Genomic DNA, 19,043 nt, shown 5'->3' with positions numbered 1-19,043 from the left:
ATGGCGCGACTCGCCCAGACCGCAGGTCTGACGGACATCCAGCAGGAGATCCTCTCCACCGTCCGCGACTTCGTGGACAAGGAGATCATCCCGGTCGCGACCGAGCTGGAGCACCGCGACGAGTACCCGCAGCAGATCGTCGACGGCCTCAAGGAACTGGGCCTGTTCGGCCTGATGATCCCCGAGGAGTACGGCGGCCTGGGCGAGTCCCTCCTGACATACGCCCTGTGCGTCGAGGAGATCGCCCGCGGGTGGATGTCGGTGTCCGGCATCATCAACACCCACTTCATTGTGGCGTACATGCTCAAGCAGCACGGCACGCAGGAGCAGAAGGACCACTTCCTGCCGAGGATGGCGGCCGGCGACATCCGCGGCGCCTTCTCGATGTCGGAGCCGGGCCTGGGCTCGGATGTGTCGGCGATCACGTCGAAGGCGGTGAAGGACGGCGAGGAGTACGTCCTGAACGGCCAGAAGATGTGGCTGACGAACGGCGGCACGTCAAGTCTGGTGGCCGTTCTCGTCCGAAGTGACGAAGGACACCCCGAGGGCACGGCGCCCCACAAGTCGATGACGACCTTCCTCGTCGAGAAGGAGCCCGGCTTCGGAGAGGTCCGCCCCGGCCTCACCATCCCCGGCAAGATCGACAAGATGGGCTACAAGGGCGTCGACACGACCGAGCTCATCATGGACGGCCTGCGAATTCCGGCCAATCGAGTGCTCGGCGGCGTCACCGGGCGCGGCTTCTACCAGATGATGGACGGCGTCGAGGTCGGCCGCGTCAATGTGGCGGCGCGTGGCTGCGGCGTCGCTCAGCGTGCGTTCGAGCTGGGCGTTCAGTACGCACAGCAACGACACACCTTCGGTAAGGCGATCGCCCAGCACCAGGCCATTCAGTTCAAGCTGGCCGAGATGGCTACCAAGGTCGAGGCCGCGCATGCCATGATGGTGAACGCGGCACGCAAAAAGGACTCCGGGGAACGAAACGACCTTGAGGCTGGGATGGCGAAGTACCTCGCCTCCGAGTACTGCAAGGAGGTCGTGGAGGATGCATTCCGGATCCACGGCGGCTACGGCTTCTCCAAGGAGTACGAGATCGAGCGCCTCTACCGCGAGGCTCCGATGCTGCTGATCGGTGAAGGAACTGCCGAGATCCAAAAAATGATCATCGGTCGCCGGTTGCTCGAAGAGTATCGCTTCCAGGGCTGAATGTCCGGATACGGGGTGTTTTCTTGGAGAAGAAGATCACACCCCGTCAACACTCTTCGGCCGCCGACTCGGCTTCCTGGCTTGCCCAGTTGTGGCCCACGACCGGTACCATCCCGGGAAAGCCGCCGTCCCCTGTTACCGCGCGGCATCATCCGCTACGAAGGTCATCCATGCCCCACAGCCAAACCTCTGCACCACGCGACAGCCAGGTCGGCGGCGTACGCCTCGCGCGCGGAGCATCGCCGTGGCTTCTCCCGACCGTCGCCACCGCAGCCGTCAGCCTGCTGCGCGCACGCCGCTCCGGCGTCGCCAAGGCCGTCGCCGTGCCCGCCACCGCTCTCGCGGCGGGCATGCTGTGGTTCTTCCGCGACCCCGAGCGCGAGATCGCCCAGGGCCGGGTCATCTCGCCCGCCGACGGTGTGGTGCAGAGCATCATGCCGTGGAAGGACGGCCGCACCCGCGTCGCGATCTTCATGAGCCCGCTGAACGTCCACGTCAACCGTGCGCCGCTCTCCGGCACGGTGACCTCTGTGGAGCACATCCCCGGCGGGTTCGTTCCGGCGTTCAACAAGGAGAGCGAGAACAACGAGCGTGTGGTCTGGCATTTCGACACCGAGCTCGGTGACATCGAGATGATCCAGATCGCCGGCGCGGTGGCCCGCCGTATCGTCCCGTACGTCCCGCAGGGGACGAAGGTCGAGCAGGGCGACCGGATCGGTCTGATCCGCTTCGGCTCGCGAGTCGACATCTACCTGCCCGAGGGCGTGGAGGTCGCGGTCGAGGTCGGGCAGAAGACCGTGGCTGGGGTGACTCGCATTGACCGTGATTGATCCTGAGACCCAGCCGGGCTGGGTGCCCGAGGCCGACGAGGTGGACGAAGAAGAGGAGATGCCCCTCTCTCTTCGCCTGTCGATAGCGGACACCCTCACTCTCGGCAACGCGACGTGCGGCTTCATGGCGGTGTACTTCACCACCACCGGCATCCTGATCCCGCACCTCACCGGTGACCAGGAGACCGGCATGGCCCGCCACAGCGCGGCCACCGCGGTCATCCTGATGCTGTGCGCGGCGGTCTTCGACCTGTTCGACGGCCTGGTCGCGAGGAAGCTCCGCTCCTCCCCGATGGGTGCCGAGCTGGACAACCTCTCCGACCTGATCAGCTTCGGTCTGGCGCCGGCGTACTTCGTCCTGGTCTACGGCATGGTCGCCGATGACGCCCACCAGCGGGTGGCGGCGGTCGGCGCGATCGTCGTACTGCTGGCGGTGGTGCTGAGGCTCGCGAGATTCTCCTGCGTGACACCGCCGAACGGCATGTTCCAGGGCATGCCCTCGCCGTTCGGCGCGCTGACGGTGGTGTCGATCGTCCTGCTGGAGCTGCCCTTCGTGGCGACGCTGCTGGCGATCCTCGGTACGGCCTGGCTGATGGTGAGCCGCGTCGAGTACCCGAAGCCGCGGGGCCGTCTCGCGGTGGCGATGCTCGCCTGGATCGTGGTCAGCATGGGTCTGCTCGCCGCCTGGGCGTTCGACGCCCCGAGCGGCCAGCTCCTCCTCCAGACGGGCTGCGCGCTCCAGCTGGTGATGGGCGCGGTGATCCCGCTGTTCGCCACGGCTCGCCGGGTGAACAACTTCCGCGACAACCGCAGGGAGGCGCGGGCGGCTCAGCCGTAACGCTGCGCTTGGCTTGGGCCCCGGACCGGGTTGGTTCGGGGCCCTTCGCTTGTCCGCACGCGGCGCTGGTGCCGGCCCTCCTGGGGGCTGCCGCCCCCAGACCCCCGCATCGGCCCTGAACGGGCCTCGTCCTCAAACGCCGGACGGGCTGAGTAGGTCAGCCCCGGGGTCAGGACAGGAAGTCCTGGGCGATTCTTTCCGCCGAGCGTTCCAGGATGGGGCCCGCTTCCGCGATGCACTTGGCCACGTCCGGCTCGATCTCCGTCAGTGGGTAGGCCCGCCTGATCCCGGCCCGGCCCAGTGCCTCCGGCGCCAGGGCAAGGCGACCACAGACCGCGACGACCTCCTTGTCCGCGGCGCGGGCGGCGGCGGCGACGCCGGCCGGTGCCTTGCCGTGGAGGGTCTGCTCGTCCAGGGAGCCCTCGCCGGTGATGACGAGGTCGGCCCGCTCCAGCGCGGGCGCGAAGCCGAGGACATCGAGCATGACCTCGATGCCGGGGCGGAAGCGGGCGCCGAGGAGGAGGGCGCCGTAGCCGATGCCGCCCGCGGCCCCGGCACCGGGCGCGGCCGCGTGTTCGGCGGCCCGGGAGCCCACCGACTCCTCCAGCACCTTCGCGAAGTGCGCGAGCGCGGCGTCCAGCGTCTCCACGTCGTCCGGCGAGGCCCCCTTCTGCGGGCCGTACACGGCCGGGGCGCCCTTCGGGCCGGTCAGCGGGTTGTCGACGTCGCTGGCGAGCACCAGGTCTACGGCGGAGAGTCGCGGGTCCAGGCCCGACAGGTCGGCCGTGGCGAGGTCGCCGAGGCCGCCGCCGCCCGGCGCCACCGGCTCGCCGTCCGCGTCCAGGAAGCGCGCGCCGAGCGCGGTCAGCATGCCGGCGCCGCCGTCCGTCGTGGCGCTGCCGCCCACGCCGAACACGATCGTGCGGGCACCGGCGTCCAGCGCGGCCCGCAGCAGCTCCCCGGAGCCGTAGGTGGACGCCGTGAGCGGCGCGAAGACGCCCGCGGGCAGCCTCTGGAGGCCGCTCGCCTCGGCCATCTCCACGACCGCCGTGTCGCCGCGCAGCGCGAACGCCGCGCTCACCTCGTGCCCGAGGGGCCCGGCGACCCGGACCTCCCGCCGCTCGAAGCCGGCCGCGACCGCGGCGTCCACGGTGCCGTCGCCGCCGTCGGCCACGGGCATGGCCTCGACCTGGACGTCCGGCACGATCCGGCGCAGACCGGCGGTCACTCGCTCGGCGACCTGCACGGCCGTCAGCGACCCCTTGAACTTGTCCGCGGCGATGAGCACGCGCTGTGTCACCTGTTTTCCCCTTGCTCTCCGGGCCTCGCGCACGTCAAGGCCAGTCGCGCCGCTGCGACCTTAACCGGAGGAGGCCCATGGCGTCATGCCCTGCCCGGAGCCTGAGAACGCCGTGCGAGCCCGCTGTGCGTACCGGCCGAACCCCGAGCGGACGCCCCCGGAATTGGGTAAACCGGTCCTATGACCCCTGTGGGCACTGAGCCAGAGCTCGCCGACCGCGTCCTCGGAGGCTGGCTGGGCCGGATCGCGGGCAACATGCTCGGCAAACCGGTCGAGCAGGGCGACCTGTGGACGCGGGACCGAATCGATCAGTATCTGCGGCAGGCCGCCGCCCTGCCGCTCACCGACTATCTCCCCGAGCCCCCCAGCGAGGCCGACGGCTTCGAGCTGCGCCCGGAGTGGCGCCAGTGCGTGCGCGGCCGTATCCACGGCAGCTGCCGGGACGACGACGTCGACTACGCGATCCTCGGCCTCGACCTGCTGGAGACCCACGGCTTCGGCTTCAGCACCGAGCAGGTGGGGGACCTGTGGCTGCTGCGGCTGCCGTACCTCCAGACCTTCACGGCGGAGCGGGCCGCGTACCGCAATCTCGCGAACGGGCTGAAGCCGCCGCTGACCGCGACGTACGACAACCCGTACCAGGAGTGGATCGGCGCTCTCATCCGCGCCGACATCTACGGCTGGACCTGCCCCGGCGTCCCGCGGCGCGCCGCCTCGCTGGCCCGCCGGGACGCGGTGCTCTCCCACACCGGCAACGGTGTGTACGGCGCGATGTGGGCGGCTGCGCTGATCGCGGCCGCGTTCACGGCGTCCACCATCCGGGAGGCGGTCGACCAGGCGCTCGCGGTGATCCCGGCGAGCAGTCGTCTCGCGCGGACCGTGCGCCGTGTCGTCTCGCTCCACGACACCCGGATGACCTGGGAGGACACGCTCACCACGGTGGCCGAGGAGACCGCGGGGCTCGGCTGGATCCACACCGTCCCGAACGCCGCGGTGCTCACCGCCGGGCTGCTGTACGGCGACGGCGACTTCACCCGCAGCATCACCCTCACCGTCCGCGGCGGCCTGGACACCGACTCCAACGGGGCGACCGCCGGTTCGGTGGCGGGTGTACTGACCGGGGCGCGGGCCATCCCGGGGCAGTGGACCGAGCCGCTGGAGGACATGGTGCGCAGCGCGGTGTTCGGGTTCGACGGGGCGCGGATCAGCGAGCTGGCGGAGCGGACGGTGCGGCTGGCGGAGGCGGATGAGCAATAGGGCGGCGGGAGGGGCGGGCGCCGGGTTCTCTCCACGGCTCGCCGTCCGCGGTCCGCTCCGCGGGGTGCTGCTCTGGGCCGAGGGTGTGGTTGCGCGGGCTGGTTACGCTTCCCCAATGACCACCACGCAAGACTTCGCCACGTACATCGCGGGTCTCCCCCGCGTCCTCGCCGGTGCCGCAGCCCTGTTCCGGGACGCGCAGGGCCGGGTGCTGCTCGTGGAGCCCAACTACCGTGAGGGATGGGCGCTTCCGGGCGGCACGGTCGAGTCCGACGACGGCGAGACACCCCGGCAGGGCGCGCGCCGGGAGACGGCCGAGGAGATCGGCCTGGACCGGCAGCTGGGCGCGCTGCTCGCGGTGGACTGGGTGCACGGGACGGGGCGGCCGCCGCTGGTGGCCTATCTGTACGACGGCGGGGTCCTCGGCGAGGACGAACTCAAGGCGATCCGGTTGCAGGAGGAGGAGCTGCTGTCCTGGCGGCTGGTCGCGCGCGAGGAGCTCACGGCGCATCTGCCGGGCTCACTGGGCCGGCGCGTCCTGGCCGCGCTGGACGTCCTGGCGGACGGCGGCGGGACGGTGGAGCTGGAGAACGGGCACCGGGTGAACTCCGGCGCCGTGTGAGTCCGGCCGGGTGCGCCGGGGCCGGCGGACCGTGCGCGAATCCCCGTGTCGAGCCGTTCGGGCCACCGGAGCCGTACGGCGAAAAGGACTGACGTCAACGGCAGTGGCGGCGGCCCGGAAATCCGTTAGCCGCCGTCATCGCCCCGTCCTACCCTCGGGGCATGACCAAGCCGCCCCTCGTCGCCCTCCTCAGCGGCGCCGGTATCAGCACGGACTCCGGCATCCCCGACTACCGCGGGCCGAACGGACTGTGGCGCCGGGACCCGGAGGCCGAGAAGCTCGTGACGTACGAGTACTACATGGGCGATCCGGAGATCCGGCGCCGTTCCTGGCAGATGCGGCGCGGGAACCGGGCGCTGAAGGCGGAGCCGAACGCCGCGCACCGGGCGGTGGCCGAGCTGGAGCGGTCCGGGGTGCCGGTGCGGGTGATCACGCAGAACGTCGACGGGCTGCACCAGCTCGCCGGAATGCCCGCCCGCAAGGTCCTCGAACTGCACGGCAGCGCACGGAGCGTGGTGTGCACGAAGTGCCATGCGCGCGGGTCGATGGAGGACGCCCTGGCCCGGGTCGACGCCGGCGAGGCGGATCCGCCGTGCCTGGAGTGCGGCGGGGTCCTGAAGTCGGCGACGGTCATGTTCGGCGAGCGGCTCGACCCGTCCGTGCTCGGCCAGGCGCTCGCGATCACCAAGGCCTGCCAGGTGTTCATCGCCGTCGGCAGCAGCCTCCAGGTGCAGCCGGCGGCCGGCCTGGCGGGCGTCGCCGCCGACCACGGCGCCCGGCTCGTCATCGTCAACGCCGAGCCGACACCGTACGACGACCGCGCCGACGAGGTGATCCGCGAGCCCATCGGCACCGCGCTGCCGGAGCTGCTGCACGGCCTCGGCGTGAAGAGCGGCCACGTGGACTGACCGGCGGTCCTCGGTAGGGCTGGGGTCTGTCCGGCGGATCAGGTCGGCTGTAGGGAGCTGCGCATCTCGGCCGACCCGAGCGTGCCGGACCCCGCGAACCGAGCTGATCCGCCGGACAGGCCCTAGGGGCGGATGCCGTCGCAGGTGATGCGGAGTTGGCGCGGGCCGCGCAGCACCGCGTTCTGCCGGTACGGCGGCGGGTCCTGGAGCAGTCGGGGGTTCTCCAGCCTGCGGGCCAGCTCGGACAGGGCGAGCTGGGTCTCCAGGCGGGCGAGCGGGGCGCCGAAGCAGCTGTGGATGCCGCTGCCCAGGCCGAGGTGCTGGATGTCCGGGCGGTCCGGGTCGAAGCGGTCGGGGTCGGTGAAGCGCTTCGGGTCGCGGTTGCCCGACGCCAGGACCAGCCAGAGGGCGGCGCCCTTGGGGATGGTGACGCCGCGGACCTCGATGTCGGCCAGGGTGGTGCGCTGCGGCACCAGCTGCACCGGCGGCTCGAAGCGCAGCAGTTCCTCGACGAGGGGCACCGCCAGTCGTGGTTCGGTGCGCAGCCGCTGAAGGACGTCGGGGTGGCGCAGCAGGGTGAGCATTCCGTTGGTGATGAGGTTGACCGTGGTCTCGTGGCCGGCGATCAGCAGCAGGGCCGCGGTGCTGAGCAGCTCCATCGTGGTCATCGGGCCGTCCTCGCCCTCGGCCGTGGCCAGTTGGGAGAGCATGTCGTCGCCGGGGTTCTTGCGGCGCTCCTCGATCAGACCGGCCAGGTACATGCCCAGCTGCATCCGGGCGTCGTGCGCTCCCTTTCCGTGTTCGGCGGGATCGGCGTCCGGGTCGGGGTCCAGGCTCGCGGCAAGGGTGTCGGCCCAGCCGTGGAAGCGCGCCTCGTCCTCGCGCGGCACCCCGAGCAGCCGGCAGATCACGGTCACCGGGAACGGGTACGAGAACTGTTCCACCAGGTCGATCCGGCCCGGGTCGCCGATGCCGTCGATGAGGCCGGTGACGATGTCGTGGAGCTCGGGGCGCATGCCGTCGACGCGGCGGGGCGAGTGCGGCGGGCCGAAGGGGCGGTTCGTCATACGGCGCAGCCGGTCGTGCTCCGGCGGGTCGAGCTTCAGGAAGCCCGGCGGCAGGGCGCCCTCGCCCTGGGGCGCCTCGGGCAGCGGGTCGTCGGCAGGCGAGGCGAGGTTGCGGGCGTCGGAGCTGATCCGGGGGTCGTGCAGCAGGCTGCGGATCTCGTGGTAGGTGCTGATCACGTACGGTCCGTCGCCGCCCTCGTGGTGCACCGGCGTCCTGCGCAGCTCTTCGTACAGCGGGTACGGATCGGCCCGGTTGGCGTAGTCCAGGATCTGGTGCAGCAGGCTTTGCGTCATGGCGGGTCCTCGGGGCCGTGCTGGTCAGTGCGCGGGGGTGAACGTCGTCCGGCGGTCGGCCGGCGAGTAGCCGCTGAGGGTCACGGTGGGGCCGTGGGTGGGGACCGAGGGGTCGGGGAAGTCCGCGTCGACCGGGTGCTGTCCGCCGGGGCGCCGGTCGACCGTCGCGAACGGCGGCGGGAACGGCGCGGTCGTCTCGATCAGCTCCTGGTAGAACGGCAGCCAGCGGCCGTGGTCGAACGAGACGGCGCCGATGACGCGGCCCTGGTAGCCGTAGACGCCGACGAACCGGCGGCTTTCGAGGGAGCCCTGCGTGATGAGGATCTCCGTCCCCATCGACGGCACTCCGACCGATTTGATGTTGACGCCGAACTGCGCGGACCAGAAGGACGGCACTTCCATGTGGGGCACGCGCTCGGCGCTCTCGCTGAGCATGTTGTGGGCCGCGATCCGGGCCTGGGCGACGGCGTTGCCCCAGTGCTCAAGAGCCAGGAACTGGTAGCCGAACAGGGGGTGCGGGCAGCGGGCGACATCGCCGGCGGCGTAGATGTCGTCGGTGACGATCCCCCGGATGTCGAAGGCGCGGCAGCCGGCGTCGCAGGCGATGCCGCGGGGTCCCGCGCCGAGTCCGGACCCGGCGAGCCACTCGGTGTTGCGGGTGGCACCGAGCGAGACGACCACGACGTCGGTCTGCACGGTGGAGCCGTCGGACAGCCGCGCGGCGCGCACCCGTCCCGAGGCGTCGCCCTCCAGGGCGGTCACCATGACCCCGCACCGCAGGTCCACGCCCTTGTGGCGCTGCATGTCGGCGGCGACCGCCCCGACCACGCCGCCGAGGGCGCCGGCCAGGGGTGCCGCGGCGCGTTCCGCGACGGTGACGGGCAGTCCCCGCTCGCGGCAGGCCGAGGCGATCTCCGAGCCGGTGAACCCGGCCCCGATGACGAGGACCCGCTCCGGTCCCGCGTCGAGCCGTCGCGCGAGTGCCGCGCTGTCGTCGCTCGTCCGCAGCACGAAGACGCCGTCGAGTTCCGCCTCGGCCTCCTGCGGCCAAGGGCGTGCCCGCACGCCGGTGGCGATCAGCAGCCGGTCGTAGGGCACCTCGTCGCCGTCGGCCAGTCGCACCAGCCCGGCGGCCATGTCCAGACCGCTCGCCGCGACGCCGAGCCGCCAGGTGGCGTCCACGGCCCGGAGCCTGGGCAGTGCGGTGCGCCCGGCCGCGGCCCTGCCGAGCAGCACCTGTTTGGACAGCGGGGGTCGGTCGTACGGTTCGTGGGGCTCGTCGCCGATCACGGTCAGCGACCCGGCGAAGCCCTCGTCCCGCAGGGCCTCGGCGGCCCGCAGACCGGCCAGGGACGCACCCACGACGACGATGCGGCCCTCGCGCCTGAGCCGTTCCAGGGACCCGTCACCGCGCACCGGACACCGCCTCGGCCGGTACGTCCAAGGCGTCGACGAGGATCGCCTGGACGGGGCAGGCCGCGACGGCCCGGGCCAGCTGCTCGCGCTGTTCCTCGTCGGCCTCCGGGACGTACAGCAGGGCCTCCTCGCCGTGCATGGCGAAGACGTCGGGGGCGAGGAACGCGCACTGCGCGTACCCCTGGCAGCGATTCAGATCGACGGCAATCCTGACCACGGGATCGGTCCTCTCCAACGGCCCGGTCAACCCTCCTTCGACCACTCTCGGCGCCCGGACGGGTTGCGGCGACGAAGAGCGGACCGATCGAGTGAGCGGGGTCGATCAGGTCGGGTGGGCCGGCCGTGCACCGGTGCGGCGGCGGCGCTCCCACAGGATGTTGAGGCTGAGGAGCAGCGCCCAGCCCGGGAAGACGAGTTCGGACCAGGGCACGTCGGAGCCCACCACGAGCAGCGTCAGGCCGGCGAGGAAGCCGAGGACGACGAGCGGGCGCGGCAGGACGCCGAGCCTGCGGCCGATGGTCGAGGTGGTGAGGATGAACACCGCCGCCATCCGCATGGCGTACGTGGTCAGCAGGGCGTAGGCGTAGTCGCGGCCGAAGGGCGAGCCCTGCTGTGTCTCGGCGAGCACGGTCCCGGCCGCCGCGGCGGCGCCGAACAGGGTGGCGACGAAGAGCAGGCCGCTGCCCAGGAACACGGTGGAGACGAACCGGTCCTCGGCCCGGCCGGCCTGCTCGCGCAGGGCGCCCATGAACCACAGGAACGCGATCCCGGCGAACGGGAGCAGTTCGAGGGCCGTCCGTACGGCGTCGCGCTGTCCGGCGTCGATGCTCACCTCGCTGCCTTCGACGCCCTGGGGCAGGGCGACGCGCACCAGGACGATCGCCACGGCCATCAGGACCGCGAAGACCACCCCGGCCAGCCCGGCGGCCCAGGGTGTCGCGAGGTGCCGGTGCTCTGGCTCCATGCTCTCCCGCTCTCTGCCTGCTTCCCCTTACAGACACCAGGGGCCGCGGCACTCCCGCCACCGGGGTCACCCGGGAGGCGGGGCGAGGTGCGCCATACAGGTCACGGCGACCCGCTGCGCGGGCCCCCGGCGGTGGACCAGAATTGCGATCATGACTTCCGACATCCGCCATACGACGATCGACTCCACCGACGCCTTCGGGCTCGCCGGGTTCTGGTCCCAGGTGCTCGGTCTGCCCGTGCACGAGGAGAACAGGCCGGGGGACGAGGACGTGCTGATCGAGGGCGCGGGTCTGCTGTTCGTGACCGTCCCCGAGCCCAAGACCGTCAAGAACCGCGTGCACCTGGACCTTCAGCCCAATGACCGCACCCGGGACGAGGAGGTCGAGCGGGTCCTCGCCCTCGGGGCCACGCTGGTCGACGACCGCCGCAACCCGGACGGCACGGGCTGGGCGGTCCTCGCCGACCCGGAGGGCAACGAGTTCTGCGTGGAGCGCAGCGCGGCGGAGCGGGCCGGCTGAGGCGCCGAGCTCAGAACAGCGCCGCCGCGCTCTCGAAGTCCAGCAGGCGCTGCTTGCGGGCCAGGCCGCCGCCGTAGCCGGTGAGGCTGCCGCTCGCGCCGACGACGCGGTGGCAGGGGACGATGATGCCGATCGGGTTCTTGCCGTTGGCGAGGCCGACCGCGCGGGAGGCGCCGGAGTTGCCGAGGGCGTCGGCGAGCCGGCCGTAGGAGCGGGTCTCGCCGTACGGGATCTTCTTCAGCTGTTCCCAGACGCTGCGCTGGAACGGCGTGCCGGGCATCCGCAGTTCGAGGGTGAACTCCTTCAACTCGCCCGCGAAGTAAGCCTTCAGCTGGTCCTCGGCCTCCGCGAAAGGTGTGTCGTCGCGGAGGCCGAAGGTCTCCTCGGCGGGGCGGTGGCGCTGGTCGGTCATGTAGAGGCCGCACAGGACGCCGTCGTCGGCGACGAGGGTGAGCGGGCCGTAGGGGCTGTCGATGACGGTGTGCTGTTTCACTGCTCTTTCCTTATACGGGGAGGAAGTTGATGGGGTGGCTGTCCGTCGCCCACAGGTACTGGACGGCGTACGCCCGCCAGGGCCGCCAGGCCGCCGCGCGTGCGGTGAGGGCCGCGGGCGTGGACGGCAGGCCGAGCTCCTGGGCGGCGCGGCGGATGCCGAGGTCGGTGGGGAGGAAGGCGTCGGGGTCGCCGAGGGCGCGCATCGCGATGACGTCGACCGTCCAGGGGCCGAAGCCGGGGAGGTCCAGCAGTCGGGCCCGGGTCGCCGGCCAGTCGCTGTCGGGGCCCAGGCGCACGTCGCCGTCGGCGAGTTGACGTACCAGGGTGGTGAACGTCGTACGGCGGGTGCGGGGCATCGCCAGCGACTCCGGGTCCACCGACGCGAGTGCCTCGGGTGCCGGGAAGAGGTGGGTGAGGCCGCCCTCGGGGTCGTCGACCGGCTCGCCGTGGGCGGTGACCAGGCGGGCCGCGTGGGTGCGGGCGGCCGCGGTGGAGACCTGCTGGCCGAGCACGGCGCGGACGGCGAACTCGGCCTCGTCGACGGTGCGCGGCACCCGGCGACCGGGTGCCTTGTCGACCAGGGGCGCGAGCAGCGGGTCGGTGCGCAGCTGGTCGTCGATCGCGACGGGGTCGGCGTCCAGGTCGAGCATGCGGCGGCACCGGCTGATCGCCACGGTCAGATCGCGCAGGTCGCCGAGGGTGAGCCGGCAGGCGATGTGGTCGGGCTTCGGGGTCAGGGTCACGATGCCGTGGCCGTACGGCAGCCGCAGCGTGCGCCGGTAGGCGCCGTCCCGCCACTCCTCGACGCCGGGTACGGCGGTCGCGGCGAGGTGCCCGAAGAGGTTGTCGGGGTTGAGGGGGGCGCGGAACGGCAGGCGCAGGGTCAGGGCGCCGGTGGTGTTGCCGGGGTTGCCGCGGGGTGCGCGGGCGCGCAGGTCGCTGGGTGAGAGGGCGAAGACCTCGCGGACGGTGTCGTTGAAGGTGCGGATGGAGGCGAACCCGGCCGCGAAGGCGACGTCCGCCATGGGCAGCGGCGTCGTCTCGATGAGGAGGCGGGCCGCCTGGGCGCGCTGGGCGCGGGCCAGGGCGAGCGGGCCGGCGCCCAGCTCGGCGAGGAGCTGGCGTTCGACCTGCCGGGTGCTGTAGCCGAGGCGGGCGGCGAGGCCGGGCACGCCCTCGCGGTCCACGACGCCGTCGGCGATGAGCCGCATCGCGCGGGCCACCAGGTCGGCGCGCTGGTTCCACTCCGGGGAGCCTGGGCTGGTGTCCGGGCGGCAGCGCTTGCAGGCCCGGAATCCGGCCTGCTGGCATGCGGCCGCGCTCGGCAGGAACCGCATGTTCTCGGGCTTGGGCGGGACCACCGGGCAGCTGGGCCGGCAGTAGATCCCGGTCGTGACGACCGCGGTGAAGAACCATCCGTCGAAGCGGGCGTCCTTGGACTGAACGGCGCGCACACAGCGCCCCGTGTCGATGTGCATCCCCTTCTGCATACGTCCAGCATCGACCACGGCGGCAGCCGGGGCTGGCGAGAATCCGACATCGACGTGGCCTGCGCTGGGAGCAGTCGTATCACCACTGCGGGGCCCACACCTCGAAGCATGAATGATCATTCATGTGTTTGTGTACGCCGGGTAAGATGCCGCGTATGGGTCATGGAGCCGTCACCGCCGCGCAGGACGTCCCCGAGCGCGTGCGTCTGGACGCGGCCAACGTGGCCAAGGTGGCCACCACCCTCCAGGCCCTGTCCACCCCCTCCCGCCTGCTGATCCTGGCGCGCCTGCGCGAAGGGCCGCTGCCGGCCACGGAGTTGGCGGCCGAGGTGGGCATGGAGCAGTCCGCGTGCTCGCACCAGCTTCGGCTGCTGCGCAATCTGGGCCTGGTCGTGGGCGAGCGGCGCGGCCGGTCGGTGGTGTACGCGCTGCACGACCACCATGTCGCCGAACTGCTCGACCAGGCCGTGTACCACGTGGAGCATCTGCGGCTGGGCCTCAGCGACGCGACCGAGTGAGCCGCGTCGCACGCGCCGCGCGCGTCAGGAACCGCTCGGGCCCGGAGCGGGACCCACGCCCTGCAACTCCTGGATCTTTCCGCCCAGTTGGGGGCGGAGCTGTGCCAGCAGCTTCGGTTTGGCGCTGACCACCCAGCGGGTGCCGACGAGGTACTTGCCGCCGTAGACCGCGGCCGAGTCCAGCCAGGTGAGCTTGTACTTCTCCTCGGGGAACGTCGTGATGAGGTAGTCGCCGCGCTTCGTGTGGCAGACCCCCTCGCGCAGCTCGTCCGCATCGGTCCGGATCTTGACCTTGCATCCGGTCAGGTCGGCGATCACCTCGACCTTCGCCGGTGCGACGACGCCGGCCACGGTGGCGGCGACGTTGGACGGACTGCTCCGCGCGGAGGCTCCTTCGTCGTCACCGCCGCCGCATCCGGTTGCGGCGAGCAGGAGGACCAGGACCCCGGCTGCCGTGAGGCGCCGGGTGCTTCCGCTGCCGCCTCTGCTCCCTCTGCCGCCTCCGCTTCCGCTGTTTCCTCGCTTGTCTTCTCGCTGTGAGTGCACGAGAAGTGGTACGGATCAAGCCCGGCGGCCGTTCACCGCACCGGTCACGCGGGCTCGGCAGGCAGCCAGCGGTCGACGTAGGCGCGCAGCCCGTCCGGCTCGGGGCCGCGCGCGACGTAGCCGAGGTGGCCGTCGGGCCGTACGAGTGCCTGGGCGACGCCCGGCCAGGGGCTCCGGTCGCCGAGGCGGTGCACGGTGACGAGGTCGGCCCGGCCGGCCAGGACCGGGGCGAGCCGCTCGTCCGGCCAGAGGTGCGGCGGGCCCGTCAGGAGCAGGTGCCAGCCGGGGGCGGCGACTCGGTCCTGGAGCCCGCGGGGCAGGTCGGGCAGCCGGTCACCGGCGCGTGGGCCTCGGCGGGGCGGGCGTGGGCCGGTGGTCGAGGCGGGGCTGCGACGGTAGTGGATGCCGAGTTCGGAGACCGTGCGGAAGACCCGTCGGCGGGGTGCCGTCGCGTGCCCGGCCAGCGGGGCGAGGCGGGGCACGAGCCGGGCCCGGGCGAAACGCAGGACCGGGTGGCGGCTGGTCCCGATGACGAAGGCACGGTCGGTGAACCGGCGGACGTCACGGCCGACCGGCGCCCGCTCGGCGCCGTAGGTGTCCAGCAGTTCATCCCGGGCGGCGCCCCGGCACACCAGGGCGAGCTTCCAGCCGAGGTTGAGGGCGTCCTGGATGCCGGTGTTCATGCCCTGGGCGCCGGCCGGGCTGTGGATGTGGGCGGCGTCGCCGGCCAGGAAGAACGGGCCGGAGCGGTATCGGGCGGCGCCGCGGTTGTGGAGGCGGAAGTCGGTCATCCAGACCGGGTCCCGCAGGGTGAGGCCCCGCGCGCCGTAGCGTTCCGCGATCCCTTGCAGCAGCGGCAGGGTCACCTTGGTGTCGGGGGCGTCGGACGGGCGCATCGCGAGCATGCGCCAGGGCGCGGGCGAGCCGAGCGGGAAGAAGAACAGCATCCCGCGGCCGGTCATGTACGAGTGCACGGCGCCCGGTTCCAGCCCGTCCACCTCAAGGTCGGCGAGCAGGTAGGTCTGCGGATAGGAGTACCCCTCGAACCCGATGCCGGCCCGCGCGCGCACGGTGCTGTGGGCGCCGTCGCAGCCGACGACGTAACGGGCCGTCACGGTCTCCTCGGCGCCGTCCTGGCCGCGCAGCCGTGCGACGACGTCGGGCCCCTGCCGCTCCAGTGCGACGACCTCGGTGCCACGCTCGATCGTCACGTCCCGCGCGGCCAGGTGTTCACCGAGCACGCTCTCCGTCTCGGACTGCGCCAGGAACAGCAGGAAGGGGTACGGCGTGTCGGTGGCCCCGATGTCGAAGAGCGGCACGGACACCGTGCGCCGGCCCAGATGCAGCCGCAGCCCCATCGCCGGGTTGCCCCGCGCCACGAGCTCCTCACTGACCCCGAACCCGGCGAGGGCCTCCAGGGTGCGGGGCTGGATGCCGAGCGCCCGGGACTCCCGTACCCGGTCGAGAGACCGGTCGACGACACGGAACCGGGTTCCGTAGGAACGCAGTTGAGCGGCGAGCGCGAGCCCGGTGGGCCCGGCACCCACGACCAGCACGTCCAGTGGTGGCGTCATGGTCCAACGGTAGACATGGCGGACCCGCCGGCCTCCTCCCGCCCCCGCACGCTCGTGTCGATCAGCAGCCGGCCCCGGGCGGCGGCGAGCAGCTCCTTCTGCTCCGCCAGCCGCTCGCGGGTGGCGACGGTGTCGAACAGCAGCTGGTAGACCTGGCCGGCCTTGCCCGCGACGAACACCTCGACGCGTCTGCGGGCCTCCGACCGGTCGGCGTAGTGGTAGTCGATCTCCAGCAGCAGGGCTTCCTTGCCGTTCTGCCGGGTGGGGCGGGTGACGGCCTTCAGGTCGGCCATGGCGGACCTGGGTGTGTCGCGGTACCACTCCAGCTGACCGGCGACGGCGGCCTTCGGCGTCGGCCCGTAGGAGGAGTCGCGCTTGAGGCTCATGGCGTGCTCCTCGGCCGGGGAGCTCCAGCTGCTCTGGATGGCACTGTCGACGTCCTGGGTCCAGTCGTCGGGGAGGGCGAAGGCGGCCCTGAGGTCCGGTGCGGCGATGCGGCGCCAGCCGTTCGGCAGCGGGAGCGAAGGTGACGCCTGCGGCGTGTCCGACGTGGCCGGTGCCGCCGCGACGCCGTCGACGACGGGCCGGCCGGGCGAGGATCCCCCGAGGAGCGGCACCCCGAACACCGCCAGGAGAAGGCCGACGACCGCGGCGGCCGCCGAGACCAACGCGGCCATCTCGCCCGCACTCATCCGCCGCCTCGAAGGCGTCCCGTCCCCCGCACCGCTCACGCCGTACCCCTCCCCCGTGGCGCCGGAACTCGCCGGCGTCTCGGGAGTGTTCCCGGGATTCGTCCCGACTCCCGTCGAAAGTCGGCCAGTTGTCACGCCCTTCGCCTCCGCGGGCCTGCATGGTCGCCCCGGCATCGCGCCACGTACGCTCGTCCGCATGGTTGTGCATCGGATGGTTGACGTGAACGGGGTTCGGCTGCACGTCGCCGAGCAGGGGGACGGGCCGCTCGTGGTGCTCCTGCACGGATTCCCCGAGTCGTGGCACTCCTGGCGCCACCAGTTCGGGCCGCTGGCCGACGCCGGGTTCCGGGTGGTCGCCCCCGATCAGCGGGGATACGGGCGCAGTGACCGGCCGGAGGCCGTCGACGCGTACACCATCCTGCATCTGGTCGGTGACGTCGTCGGGCTCATCCAGGCCCTCGGCGAGGAGAAGGCCCATGTCGTCGGCCACGACTGGGGTGCGCCGGTCGCCTGGCACACCGCCCTGCTGCGGCCGGACCTGGTGCGCGGGGTGGCCGGGCTGAGCGTGCCGCCGCCGTCCCGGGGACCCCATCCGCCGCTGGCGTCGATGCAGGAGCGGTTCGACGGCCGGTTCTACTGGAACTACTTCGCCCGCCCGGGTGTCGCCGACGCCGAGTTCGCGAAGGACACGCGCACCGCCCTGCGGAAGTTCTTCTACTCGGCCTCCGGCGACGCTCCCCGCGCGGCCGGGGACCGGCTGCCGCTGGTCGACCCCGGGCGCGGCTGGCTCGCGGACATGCCGGACCCCGAGGTGCTGCCGGACTGGTTCACCGAGGACGACCTCGACGCGCTCACCGAGAGCTTCTCGCAGGGCTTCACCGGCGCCCTCAACTGGTACCGCAACATGGACCGCAACTGGGAACTGACGGCGCCCTGGCACGGTGCCGTCGTCACCGCGCCCGCCCTGTACATGTACGGCGACCGCGACCTGGTCCCGGCGTTCCCCGGCACCCCCGAGTTCATCGAGCGGCTCCCCGCACTGATGCCCAACCTGTGGCGCCCGCCCGTCGAGTTGGCGGGCTGCGGCCACTGGACCCAGCAGGAGCGGCCCGCCGAGGTGAACGCGGCGCTCGTCGAGTTCCTCACCCGGAGCGGGGCCCAGCCGACGCGGCCCTCCACGTAGTCGGCGGTGCGCGGGGGCGGACGGGCCGAGAACATCGCCGGGGTGAGGCTGGTGCCGGCGGTGGGGGCCGCCTTGTTGCCGTAACCGCAACATTCCGTGCCGGGACGTCGGGTGCCTGGCCACACTGGCCGTCCGCCGACACCGGGAGACCCGATGAGCAGCACCACGCGCCGCACCCGCCGCCGTGACAACCCGCCGCCCCGGACCGGAGGCGGCGAGAGCGAGGTCCTGCGCGGGTTCCTCGACTACCTCCGCGCCTCGGTCGCCGCGAAGGTCGAGGGCGCATCCGAGCCACAGGTGCGCACCGCCGCGGTGGCGTCGGGTACGAACCTGCTCGGCCTGCTCAACCATCTGACGTTCGTCGAGCGTTCCATGTTCCTCGGGGAGCACGTCCCCGACTGGAAGGCGACCTTCCGGGCGGCGCCGACGGACAGCGTGGCCGATGTCGTGACCCGGTACCGCGACGCGGTCGCGCTTGCGAACGAAGTGCTCGACGGGTGCACCGACCCGGGTGCGCCGCTTCCCCGGCCGGGGTCGGACCGCCCCGGTCCCGGCGTCCGTTGGGCACTCGCCCACATGATCGAGGAGACCGGCCGTCACGCGGGCCACGCGGACATCCTGCGGGAGCTGATCGACGGCTCGACCGGCCGCTAGACCGCCGGTGGGGCGGATGCGAAGTGCCGCCCCCGCCCCACCGATCGGTCAGATGCCGAACGGTGCGGCGTACCGCACGGTTCCGCCGGGCAGCGGATGGCCGGCGTCCAGGGCGAGGGCCATCAGGGCCTCGTCGGGGACGTCGATGGTGAGGCCGATGCCGTGGGCGGAGGCGCGGGTGAAGCCGAACCGGGGGTAGTAGGCCGGGTGCCCCAGGACGACGACGTGGTGCTCGCCCATGTCCCGGGCCGCGGCGAGGGCGGCGCGGACGGCCGCGGAGCCGGCACCGGCCCTCTGCCACTCGGGCCGCACGGCGCAGGGTGCGAGGCACAGGGCCGGCACGTCGCCGATGTGGCACCGGGTCAGCAGGGCGAATCCGACCGGGCGGCCGTCGTCGTCGGTGGAGACGAAGGACAGGCCCTCGATCCAGGAGGGGTCCTCGCGCAGCGCGTCGACGAGGTCGGCCTCCTCCGAGGTGGGGAACGCGGCGAGGTTGATGTCACGGACCGCGCGGATGTCGGCGCTCGTCTCGGCGTGGGTGATCCAGTTGCGCATGATGGATGGAGATCCGTTTCATGGTCGTGTTCGGGTGGGCGCCCCGCGAGCTCACGCTCCCGGCGAGGGCGGACAGGCTGAGGTCAGGCCACGGCCCGGGACGTGAGGGAGACC

21 protein-coding genes are annotated in these 19,043 nt (G+C 72.3%); 10 read left to right on the top strand and 11 right to left on the bottom strand.

The genetic code is table 11. The features are described 5' to 3' along the window. From PGH47_RS34715 to pssA, 3 genes are all read left to right on the top strand, one after another. A complete protein-coding gene (locus tag PGH47_RS34715) occupies positions 1 to 1,206 on the top strand; it encodes an acyl-CoA dehydrogenase family protein (RefSeq protein ID WP_107907975.1) in 1,206 nt (401 codons plus the stop codon). A 170-nt stretch (positions 1,207 to 1,376) separates the two neighbouring features. Continuing rightward, positions 1,377 to 2,036 carry a phosphatidylserine decarboxylase gene (locus PGH47_RS34710; protein ID WP_030948297.1) on the top strand — a complete coding sequence of 220 codons (660 nt, stop codon included), beginning with the start codon at positions 1,377 to 1,379 and terminating at the stop codon, positions 2,034 to 2,036. A gap of 22 nt (positions 2,037 to 2,058) precedes the next feature. Beyond that, entirely contained in the window at positions 2,059 to 2,874 is an 816-nt protein-coding gene (gene pssA / locus PGH47_RS34705; RefSeq protein WP_107907974.1) for a CDP-diacylglycerol--serine O-phosphatidyltransferase, read from the top strand. Positions 2,875 to 3,043: 169 nt separating this feature from the next. On the opposite strand, the gene PGH47_RS34700 is transcribed toward pssA, so the two are convergent. Further along, a complete protein-coding gene (locus PGH47_RS34700) occupies positions 3,044 to 4,162 on the bottom strand; it encodes a glycerate kinase (RefSeq protein WP_107908386.1) in 1,119 nt (372 codons plus the stop codon). A gap of 192 nt (positions 4,163 to 4,354) precedes the next feature. Between PGH47_RS34700 and PGH47_RS34695 the strand changes: the two genes are divergently transcribed. The 3 genes from PGH47_RS34695 (at position 4,355) to PGH47_RS34685 (ending at position 6,961) form a co-directional block, all read left to right on the top strand. Next, a complete protein-coding gene (locus PGH47_RS34695) occupies positions 4,355 to 5,431 on the top strand; it encodes an ADP-ribosylglycohydrolase family protein (RefSeq protein WP_271666693.1) in 1,077 nt (358 codons plus the stop codon). A 115-nt stretch (positions 5,432 to 5,546) separates the two neighbouring features. Continuing rightward, complete coding sequence (locus tag PGH47_RS34690) at positions 5,547 to 6,053, top strand: NUDIX domain-containing protein (RefSeq protein WP_030955233.1); 507 nt, start codon at positions 5,547 to 5,549, stop codon at positions 6,051 to 6,053. Positions 6,054 to 6,214: 161 nt separating this feature from the next. Then, positions 6,215 to 6,961 (top strand): SIR2 family NAD-dependent protein deacylase, encoded by a 747-nt coding sequence (locus PGH47_RS34685; protein WP_271666692.1) that lies wholly within the window; start codon positions 6,215 to 6,217, stop codon positions 6,959 to 6,961. Between the two features lie 122 nt (positions 6,962 to 7,083). On the opposite strand, the gene PGH47_RS34680 is transcribed toward PGH47_RS34685, so the two are convergent. The 4 genes from PGH47_RS34680 to PGH47_RS34665 all read right to left on the bottom strand — a co-directional run bounded on the left by PGH47_RS34680 (position 7,084) and on the right by PGH47_RS34665 (position 10,702). Next, a complete protein-coding gene (locus PGH47_RS34680; RefSeq protein WP_271666691.1) occupies positions 7,084 to 8,322 on the bottom strand; it encodes a cytochrome P450 in 1,239 nt (412 codons plus the stop codon). Between the two features lie 24 nt (positions 8,323 to 8,346). Next, positions 8,347 to 9,738, bottom strand: a complete 1,392-nt coding sequence (locus tag PGH47_RS34675) for an NAD(P)/FAD-dependent oxidoreductase (RefSeq protein WP_271666690.1) — start codon at positions 9,736 to 9,738, stop codon at positions 8,347 to 8,349. Then, positions 9,728 to 9,955, bottom strand: a complete 228-nt coding sequence (locus PGH47_RS34670) for a ferredoxin (RefSeq protein ID WP_271666689.1) — start codon at positions 9,953 to 9,955, stop codon at positions 9,728 to 9,730. The genes PGH47_RS34675 and PGH47_RS34670 overlap by 11 nt, the downstream gene beginning before the upstream one ends. 105 nt (positions 9,956 to 10,060) lie before the next feature. Continuing rightward, complete coding sequence (locus tag PGH47_RS34665) at positions 10,061 to 10,702, bottom strand: hypothetical protein (RefSeq protein ID WP_271666688.1); 642 nt, start codon at positions 10,700 to 10,702, stop codon at positions 10,061 to 10,063. A 151-nt stretch (positions 10,703 to 10,853) separates the two neighbouring features. On the opposite strand from PGH47_RS34665, the gene PGH47_RS34660 reads away from it, so the two are divergent. Then, the gene (locus tag PGH47_RS34660; RefSeq protein ID WP_271666687.1) at positions 10,854 to 11,222 is read left to right on the top strand and encodes a VOC family protein; all 369 of its coding nucleotides are present in this window, start codon (positions 10,854 to 10,856) and stop codon (positions 11,220 to 11,222) included. A gap of 10 nt (positions 11,223 to 11,232) precedes the next feature. Here the strand turns inward: PGH47_RS34660 and PGH47_RS34655 are convergent, their stop codons facing one another. Both PGH47_RS34655 and PGH47_RS34650 read right to left on the bottom strand, forming a co-directional pair. Beyond that, complete coding sequence (locus PGH47_RS34655; protein ID WP_271666686.1) at positions 11,233 to 11,715, bottom strand: methylated-DNA--[protein]-cysteine S-methyltransferase; 483 nt, start codon at positions 11,713 to 11,715, stop codon at positions 11,233 to 11,235. A gap of 10 nt (positions 11,716 to 11,725) precedes the next feature. Then, positions 11,726 to 13,207, bottom strand: coding sequence for an AlkA N-terminal domain-containing protein (locus PGH47_RS34650; protein WP_271666685.1), 1,482 nt, complete (start codon positions 13,205 to 13,207; stop codon positions 11,726 to 11,728). A 155-nt stretch (positions 13,208 to 13,362) separates the two neighbouring features. On the opposite strand from PGH47_RS34650, the gene PGH47_RS34645 reads away from it, so the two are divergent. Further along, complete coding sequence (locus tag PGH47_RS34645) at positions 13,363 to 13,725, top strand: ArsR/SmtB family transcription factor (protein ID WP_107908384.1); 363 nt, start codon at positions 13,363 to 13,365, stop codon at positions 13,723 to 13,725. A gap of 24 nt (positions 13,726 to 13,749) precedes the next feature. Here the strand turns inward: PGH47_RS34645 and PGH47_RS34640 are convergent, their stop codons facing one another. The 3 genes from PGH47_RS34640 to PGH47_RS34630 all read right to left on the bottom strand — a co-directional run bounded on the left by PGH47_RS34640 (position 13,750) and on the right by PGH47_RS34630 (position 16,522). After that, the gene (locus tag PGH47_RS34640) at positions 13,750 to 14,166 is read right to left on the bottom strand and encodes a hypothetical protein (protein ID WP_271668220.1); all 417 of its coding nucleotides are present in this window, start codon (positions 14,164 to 14,166) and stop codon (positions 13,750 to 13,752) included. A 149-nt stretch (positions 14,167 to 14,315) separates the two neighbouring features. Next, positions 14,316 to 15,845, bottom strand: coding sequence for an FAD-dependent monooxygenase (locus PGH47_RS34635; protein ID WP_271666684.1), 1,530 nt, complete (start codon positions 15,843 to 15,845; stop codon positions 14,316 to 14,318). Beyond that, on the bottom strand, positions 15,842 to 16,522 hold the full coding sequence (locus PGH47_RS34630; RefSeq protein WP_271666683.1) for a hypothetical protein: 681 nt from the start codon (positions 16,520 to 16,522) through the stop codon (positions 15,842 to 15,844). Before PGH47_RS34630 ends, PGH47_RS34635 begins: the two co-directional genes overlap by 4 nt. Before the next feature lie 211 nt (positions 16,523 to 16,733). Between PGH47_RS34630 and PGH47_RS34625 the strand changes: the two genes are divergently transcribed. Both PGH47_RS34625 and PGH47_RS34620 read left to right on the top strand, forming a co-directional pair. After that, positions 16,734 to 17,720 (top strand): alpha/beta fold hydrolase, encoded by a 987-nt coding sequence (locus tag PGH47_RS34625; RefSeq protein ID WP_271666682.1) that lies wholly within the window; start codon positions 16,734 to 16,736, stop codon positions 17,718 to 17,720. Positions 17,721 to 17,873: 153 nt separating this feature from the next. Beyond that, on the top strand, positions 17,874 to 18,374 hold the full coding sequence (locus PGH47_RS34620) for a DinB family protein (RefSeq protein WP_271666681.1): 501 nt from the start codon (positions 17,874 to 17,876) through the stop codon (positions 18,372 to 18,374). 48 nt (positions 18,375 to 18,422) lie between these two features. Here PGH47_RS34620 and PGH47_RS34615 read toward each other — a convergent pair whose 3' ends face one another. Next, positions 18,423 to 18,929 (bottom strand): GNAT family N-acetyltransferase, encoded by a 507-nt coding sequence (locus PGH47_RS34615; protein ID WP_271666680.1) that lies wholly within the window; start codon positions 18,927 to 18,929, stop codon positions 18,423 to 18,425. Between the last annotated feature and the right edge of the window lie 114 nt (positions 18,930 to 19,043).

It is taken from the genome of Streptomyces sp. HUAS 31 (assembly GCF_028198125.1).
Taxonomy (GTDB): Bacteria; Actinomycetota; Actinomycetes; order Streptomycetales; family Streptomycetaceae; genus Streptomyces; species Streptomyces chartreusis.
This window is presented reverse-complemented; position numbering and strand designations above follow the sequence as displayed.

What these genes read in the sequence shown, in the direction of transcription:
- PGH47_RS34715 (WP_107907975.1), top strand. Translation starts at nt 1, where the DNA reads ATGGCGCGACTCGCCCAGACCGCAGGTCTGACGGACATCCAGCAGGAG.
- PGH47_RS34710 (WP_030948297.1), top strand. Translation starts at nt 1,377, where the DNA reads ATGCCCCACAGCCAAACCTCTGCACCACGCGACAGCCAGGTCGGCGGC.
- PGH47_RS34695 (WP_271666693.1), top strand. Translation starts at nt 4,355, where the DNA reads ATGACCCCTGTGGGCACTGAGCCAGAGCTCGCCGACCGCGTCCTCGGA.
- PGH47_RS34690 (WP_030955233.1), top strand. Translation starts at nt 5,547, where the DNA reads ATGACCACCACGCAAGACTTCGCCACGTACATCGCGGGTCTCCCCCGC.
- PGH47_RS34685 (WP_271666692.1), top strand. Translation starts at nt 6,215, where the DNA reads ATGACCAAGCCGCCCCTCGTCGCCCTCCTCAGCGGCGCCGGTATCAGC.
- PGH47_RS34680 (WP_271666691.1), bottom strand. Translation starts at nt 8,322, where the DNA reads ATGACGCAAAGCCTGCTGCACCAGATCCTGGACTACGCCAACCGGGCC.
- PGH47_RS34665 (WP_271666688.1), bottom strand. Translation starts at nt 10,702, where the DNA reads ATGGAGCCAGAGCACCGGCACCTCGCGACACCCTGGGCCGCCGGGCTG.
- PGH47_RS34660 (WP_271666687.1), top strand. Translation starts at nt 10,854, where the DNA reads ATGACTTCCGACATCCGCCATACGACGATCGACTCCACCGACGCCTTC.
- PGH47_RS34650 (WP_271666685.1), bottom strand. Translation starts at nt 13,207, where the DNA reads ATGCAGAAGGGGATGCACATCGACACGGGGCGCTGTGTGCGCGCCGTT.
- PGH47_RS34645 (WP_107908384.1), top strand. Translation starts at nt 13,363, where the DNA reads ATGGGTCATGGAGCCGTCACCGCCGCGCAGGACGTCCCCGAGCGCGTG.
- PGH47_RS34635 (WP_271666684.1), bottom strand. Translation starts at nt 15,845, where the DNA reads ATGACGCCACCACTGGACGTGCTGGTCGTGGGTGCCGGGCCCACCGGG.
- PGH47_RS34630 (WP_271666683.1), bottom strand. Translation starts at nt 16,522, where the DNA reads ATGGCCGCGTTGGTCTCGGCGGCCGCCGCGGTCGTCGGCCTTCTCCTG.
- PGH47_RS34625 (WP_271666682.1), top strand. Translation starts at nt 16,734, where the DNA reads ATGGTTGTGCATCGGATGGTTGACGTGAACGGGGTTCGGCTGCACGTC.
- PGH47_RS34620 (WP_271666681.1), top strand. Translation starts at nt 17,874, where the DNA reads ATGAGCAGCACCACGCGCCGCACCCGCCGCCGTGACAACCCGCCGCCC.
- PGH47_RS34615 (WP_271666680.1), bottom strand. Translation starts at nt 18,929, where the DNA reads ATGCGCAACTGGATCACCCACGCCGAGACGAGCGCCGACATCCGCGCG.